The sequence below is a fragment of the Nocardioides sp. genome (assembly GCF_034670285.1).
Taxonomy (GTDB): Bacteria; Actinomycetota; Actinomycetes; order Propionibacteriales; family Nocardioidaceae; genus Nocardioides.
Map to the genome: position 1 here is coordinate 1 of NZ_JAXMNS010000252.1, position 5,673 is coordinate 5,673.

General features: G+C 69.5%; 7 protein-coding genes and 1 pseudogene. 4 read left to right on the forward strand and 4 right to left on the reverse strand.

What is annotated here, in order from left to right; genetic code table 11:
• Together VOI19_RS12940 and VOI19_RS12945 are read right to left on the reverse strand one after the other, a co-directional pair.
• A pseudogene (locus VOI19_RS12940) lies at positions 1 to 454 on the reverse strand (hypothetical protein); the annotation flags it as partial.
• A 99-nt stretch (positions 455 to 553) separates the two neighbouring features.
• Positions 554 to 1,432 (reverse strand): TIGR03619 family F420-dependent LLM class oxidoreductase, encoded by an 879-nt coding sequence (locus tag VOI19_RS12945; RefSeq protein ID WP_323793374.1) that lies wholly within the window; start codon positions 1,430 to 1,432, stop codon positions 554 to 556.
• Between the two features lie 69 nt (positions 1,433 to 1,501).
• Between VOI19_RS12945 and VOI19_RS12950 the strand changes: the two genes are divergently transcribed.
• The 3 genes from VOI19_RS12950 (at position 1,502) to VOI19_RS12960 (ending at position 3,148) form a co-directional block, all read left to right on the forward strand.
• Entirely contained in the window at positions 1,502 to 1,978 is a 477-nt protein-coding gene (locus VOI19_RS12950; RefSeq protein WP_323793375.1) for a nuclear transport factor 2 family protein, read from the forward strand.
• The gene (locus VOI19_RS12955; RefSeq protein WP_323793376.1) at positions 1,978 to 2,487 is read left to right on the forward strand and encodes a nitroreductase family deazaflavin-dependent oxidoreductase; all 510 of its coding nucleotides are present in this window, start codon (positions 1,978 to 1,980) and stop codon (positions 2,485 to 2,487) included. The genes VOI19_RS12950 and VOI19_RS12955 overlap by 1 nt, the downstream gene beginning before the upstream one ends.
• 70 nt (positions 2,488 to 2,557) lie before the next feature.
• A complete protein-coding gene (locus VOI19_RS12960; RefSeq protein ID WP_323793377.1) occupies positions 2,558 to 3,148 on the forward strand; it encodes a hypothetical protein in 591 nt (196 codons plus the stop codon).
• On the opposite strand, the gene VOI19_RS12965 is transcribed toward VOI19_RS12960, so the two are convergent.
• Entirely contained in the window at positions 3,129 to 4,052 is a 924-nt protein-coding gene (locus VOI19_RS12965) for an EamA family transporter (protein WP_323793378.1), read from the reverse strand. The genes VOI19_RS12960 and VOI19_RS12965 overlap by 20 nt on opposite strands.
• Positions 4,053 to 4,134: 82 nt before the next feature.
• Here VOI19_RS12965 and VOI19_RS12970 point away from each other — a divergent pair, with 82 nt between their 5' ends.
• A complete protein-coding gene (locus VOI19_RS12970; RefSeq protein ID WP_323793379.1) occupies positions 4,135 to 4,872 on the forward strand; it encodes a hypothetical protein in 738 nt (245 codons plus the stop codon).
• 4 nt (positions 4,873 to 4,876) lie between these two features.
• Here VOI19_RS12970 and VOI19_RS12975 read toward each other — a convergent pair.
• The coding region (locus tag VOI19_RS12975) for an SDR family oxidoreductase (RefSeq protein ID WP_323793380.1) at positions 4,877 to 5,673 on the reverse strand (797 nt) is incomplete at its 5' end.

The window sequence follows — 5,673 nt, forward strand, 5'->3', positions numbered from 1 at the left end:
TGAGCGTCTTCGCGCCTGGCTCGGCGGTGAAGGTGAACTCGAACGTGCCGTCGTCGGCGACGTCGAGCTCGCGGTCGTCGAAGGCCATCAGCGAGGTGGCGGCCGAGTCGGCGGTGTAGGCCCCGCCCATCACCTGGAACGACAGGTCGGCGCTGGTGCCGCGCTGTCCGCGCACCACGTAAGTGACGCCTTCGCGCAGGTAGGCGTTGAAGTAGACGGCGTCGGGGTTGTCGAGGCCCTGGCGGGAGAACTGGTGGGAGGGGTTGATGAAGAGCGGCCGGTCGAGGTCGTGGTCGAACGCCATCTGCATCGCCATCCGGATGCGTCCGGCGAGGTAGTCGTACCCCTCGAGCCGGTCGGCCTCGGTCTTGATGAAGGGTGCGTTCGCGATCAGCTCCTCCGCCTCGGCGATCGCGTCCTGCAGCGGCTTGGTCAGGTCCAGGGACTCAGTCATCGCGGACTCCGGCCTGCGCGAAGCGGACAATTGTGGGGTCTGGGCAGGTTCTGCGGCCCGAAACCTGTCCGAACGGCACAATTGTGGGATGGGTGCACATCAGCCGTTGGCCTTGCTGATGATGGTGTCGGCGTAGGAGTTGAGCGCGTCGACCTTCTTCTGCAGCGGCTCGGGGTCGGGGCCCATGATGTACGGGATCCGGAAGCCCACGATGCAGTCGGTGACGCCCTTGTCCTCGAGGCGCTTGATGCCGTCGAGGGTGTAGGCGTCGTAGGAGATCACGTGCACCTCGAAGTCGTCGCGGGTGTCGCCCTCCTCCGCACGGATCTCGGCGAGGCGCGTGAGCAGCCGGTCGAGCTCTTCGCCGTCGCCACCGGCGTGCATCCAGCCGTTGCCCTTGCGTACGGCGCGCCGCAGGGCGGCGTCCGCGTGGCCGCCGATGAGCAGCGGGATCGGCTCGGTGGCGCCGGGGCACTGCTTGAGCTCGTCGATCTCGAAGAACTCCCCCGAGTAGCGGAAGTACTCCCCGGTGGTCAGTCCCTTGAGGATGTCGAGGCACTCGTCCATCCGCTTGCCACGGCGCGCCCACTCCACGCCCATCGCGTCGAAGTCCTCCGGCCAGGGCGAGAGCCCGACGCCGAGCCCGAGGCGGTTGTCGGACAGGAACGCCAGGGACGAGGCCTGCTTGGCGACCAGGACCGGCGGTCGGATCGGCAGCTTGTGGACGAACGGCGTGAGTCGCAGCGTCGTGGTCTGCGCGAAGATGTGGGCGCAGAGGATCATCGTCTCGATGAACTCCTTGCAGTCGAGGAACGCCCGGTCGCCGGTGTCGGTGTAGGGATACTTGGAGTCCGACTCCTTGGGGTAGATCAGGCTGTCGGCGACGGTCATCGACGTGTAGCCGGCCGCCTCGGCGGCTTGGGCGAGCGGGGCGTAGTACGACGCCTGCGTCATCGCCTCGGCGTAGGAGAACCTCATGGGAGCCTTTCGGTTGTCGAGCTGACCGAAATATAGAACGTGTTCCAGTTTTGTGCCAGAGTTCAGCCTGTGGACCTCCAGGAGATCAGCGACCGGCTCGAGATCGCAGACGTCATCACCCGCTACACCCGCGGCATCGACCTGGGGGAGTGGGACCGGCTCGACACCGTGTTCACCCCGGACGCCGACATCGACTACACCGAGTCGGGCGGCATCCACGCCTCCTACGCCGAGGTGAAGCCGTGGCTGGCCGAGATGCTGCCGGCCTTCTTCCCCCGCCGGATGCACACCATCGGCCAGGTCGAGGTCGTCTTCGCTGCTTCCGACGGGGCCTCAGACGGGGCCTCAGAAGGGGTCTCAGAAGGGGCCCCGGACGCGGCGAGCGTGGTGGCCTACTTCGACAACCCGATGCCGATGCACGACGGCGAGGGTGGCGAGAAGATCGTCGAGATCGGCGGGATGTATCACCACGAGATGGTGCGCACCGCCGACGGCTGGCGCAGTCGTAGGCTCCACGAACACGTCGTCTGGAAGAGGGGCCTGTAGTGCCTGAGAAGCCCGGAGACCTCAGCGCCGCCGAGATCGAGAAGCGCAAGAAGGCGCTGGCCAGTCCGGCGACCGCCAAGATCATCAAGTACGGCGCCAAGGCGCAGGTCAAGGTGTTCCGTCTGACCAACGGCCGCATCGGCAGCAAGTGGCGCATCGGGGCGGGCTGGAAGAACCCGGTCCCGACGCTCCTGCTCGACCACGTCGGCCGCAAGTCGGGCACCGTCTTCACGACGCCGCTGCTCTACCTCGAGGACGGCGCCGACCTGATCGTGGTCGGCTCGCAGGGCGGACTCCCGAAGAACCCGCAGTGGGTCGCCAATCTCCAGGCCACGCCCGACACCACGGTGCACCTGCGTGGTGGACGTCGTGACGTCCGGGCGCGCGTCGCCGAGCCGGACGAGCGCGAGCGGCTGTGGCCCCTCCTGGTCGACCTGTACGCCGACTTCGCGACCTACCAGACCACGACCGACCGAGTGATCCCGGTCGTCATCCTGGCGCCGCGTTGATCCACGCCTCGGGTGCGGCGGCGACGCCTGACCGTTTGGATCGAGCGTGCGGGCCAGTGACAATGGCAGCGTGATCAGCGACAAGCTCCAGCGAGCGAACCCCGAGGGGCCCCGCAACGAGCACCCGATCCTGGCCGGACTGGTGGCCTTCGTGGCCGTCGTGGTCGTGGTGGCGGGGGTCGTGGGGGTCGCAGCACTGATCGGCAGCCGGGCGCTCGGGTTCTCCGACGACGGCGTCGTCGACACCAGTGGGTCGGTGCAGGAGACGCTGTTCCTGCCCAGGCCGTCGGAGACCGACGAGCCGGGGACGCCCTACATCACGCTTCCCGGTCAGACCGAGACGAGCAAGCCGAAGAAGAACAACAAGCCCTCCAAGACGCCGAAGCCGGTCAAGCTGATCTCGCTCAGTGCGGCCCAGACCGCGGTCGGGCCGATGGAACCCATCGACCTCACCGGCGACTACGCGGCCGGGGAGGGGGCGATCCTTCGCGTGCAGCAGTTCGAGAACGGTCAGTGGGGCGACTTCCCCGTGACCGCGTCGGTCAGCGGCGGGCGGTTCTCCACGTTCATCCAGACCGGCAACCCGGGTCTCAACCGGTTCCGCGTGATCGACACCGACACCGGCGAGGCGTCCAACGAGATCAAGGTCCAGATCGGCTGACGACGCCCCGACGCGGACGTCGGGATCCTGGCGGCGCCAGGCGCAGCTGGCCCCCGAGCACGCCGGCGACCACCAGCGACATGCCGAGTGCCTGGGGCCAGCCGAAGAGCTCGCCGGCGAAGGCGATGCCGAGGACGGTCGCCACCACGGGGTTCAGCAGCCCCACCAGAGCCACGGATCCGGCCGGCAGCACGCTGAGCCCGTAGAACCAGCAGGCGTAGGCCACGACGGTGCCCACGCCTCCGATCCACAGGAAGCCTGCGACCGCGGCGGTGTCGAGCCGAGGCGGAGCGCCCTCGACGGCGAGGGCGAGCGGCAGCAGCAGGAGCCCGCCTGCGACGAGCTGCCAGGCGACGAGGTCCAGCATCGGGACCGGCTCGGAGGAGGCCCCGCGGGAGAAGCGCCACTTCTTGACCAGCACCGAGCCCAGCCCCGCGACCGCGACCGACGCGATCGCCGCCGTCAGACCGATCGGGTCGACGGACTCAGGGGAGCGCAGCACGAGCAGGCCGACGCCGCTGAGCCCGACGAGGGCTGCGATCACCCGCACCACCACCGGTCGCTCGTGGATGATCGGCCACGCCAGAGCCATCACGGCGAGTGGCAACGTGGCCTGCACCGTGGCGGCGAGCCCCCCGGGAAGCCGGTAGGCCGAGAGGAAGATCAGCGGGAAGAAGAGTCCGAAGTTCAGCGCCCCGAGTGCTCCTGACTTCCACCACCACTCGCCGTGCGGGAGCGAGCGGCGTACGGCGAGCAGCAGGAGCCCGGCGGGCAGGGCTCTCACCAGGGCGGCGAAGAGTGGCCGGTCCGGCGGCAGGAACATCTCGGTGACCAGGTAGGTCGTGCCCCAGGCCGCGGGCGCCACGGCGGTCAGGGCCAGCGCGCGCCACAGGTTCGTCTCCACGCTCGCGAAACTATCGGAGCGCGGTCGGTAGGCGGGTACTCGTACTCAGGCCAACGGTCGCGGCGTGCGTCAGTCTGGGCACATGACCTCCTCAGGATCGCTGCGTCGCGCCGTCGTCGCCACCACCATCGGCTCCTTCTCGATCGCCGCGCTGCTCGGCGTGCTGGCGCTGCTCGGCAGCGGTGACTTCGGGGACGGCCAGGCTCGGATCCTCCTGACGACCCTCACGGTCGGCGTCTCGAGCGTCGCCGTGCTCTGCTACCTCGCGACCGGCGGGACGCCGTACGAGCGCGTGGGTCTGACCGGCGGCATCGTGGTGTTCATCCCGCTGCTCACGTCGCTGATCCTCATCTGGGGCGACAACTCGTTCGACGAGGACGGACTGCTGAAGACGTTCGGCGTCGGGTTCGTGCTGGCCGCCACGCTGGCGCAGGTCTCGCTCCTGCTGGTGCTGACCCGGGGGCACAAGTCGCTCCGTGCGCTGCTCGTCTCGACCCTGGCGCTGGCGGGCCTGCTCGCTGCCCTGGTCTCGGCGGCGATCCTCGGAGTCGAGGGCGGCGGGTGGTGGCGCCTCATCGGCATCGTCGCCATCCTCGACGTGCTCGGCACGGTGGTGGCGATTGCGCTCGGCGCCTTCGGCCGCGTCGGCGGCCAGAAGGCGCCCGGTCCGCTGACGACCTCGGCTGCGGCAATAGTTCTTCCGGCACCGCTGGCCCTGGCCCTCGACGAGCGGTCGCGACTCACCGGTCGATCGCGTGAGGACCTCGCGGCCGAGGCCCTTGCGCGCTACCTCGACTCCGGGGGCCCGAGAACGAGATGACCGGTCATGTCGTCGCGGGTCCGGCGACGAGCTGGAGCGTGCGGACGACCACGGAGCGTGGGAGGTCGAGGACCCAGGTCACTGCATCCGCCACTTCTTCGGGGCTCAGCATCGGCATCGAGGCCTGGTCCTCCGCGGTCTGCATCTCGGTCGCCACCTCCGCTGTCTCGACGACCGTGACCCGCACCCCGTCAGCGCGCAGCTCGGCGTGCATGCTCTCGCTGAACGAGGTGAGCCCCGCCTTGCTGGAGACGTAGCCCGCGGCCCCAGGCCCCGGAAAGCGAGCGGCGAGCGACGAGACGTTGATGATGTCGCCCGAAGCCTGGGCGCACATGATCGGCACCGCCGCGCGGGTGGCGAGCATGGGCGCGAGCAGGTTGACGTGGAGCTCCTCGTCCCACGCGCCGTCCGGCGAGGTCGCGGCGGTGTCCCAGTGGCCCACGCCGGCGTTGTTGACCAGCACGTTGAGCTCGCCCCATCGCGCGGCTGCCTGGTCGACCGCCTGCTCGGCTGCCCGAGGGGCAGCGAGATCGCTGACCAGCACATGCGCTTGCCCGCCGCGCCTCTCGACCTCGGCCGCCACGCCGTGCAGCTGCTCGGAGCGTCGACCTACGAGCGTGATCCGGGCACCGCGATCGGCAAGTGCGAGTGCGACTGCCGCTCCGATCCCGCTCGAGGCGCCCGTGATGAGCGCGGCGCAGCCCGGCATCGTGACTCCCGTCGTCGGTGGCCTCCGACTCTGCCGGAGGACGGACGGGGTGACAACCCCCACCAGCCCGGGCTGTGCGGTAGAGCTGCTCC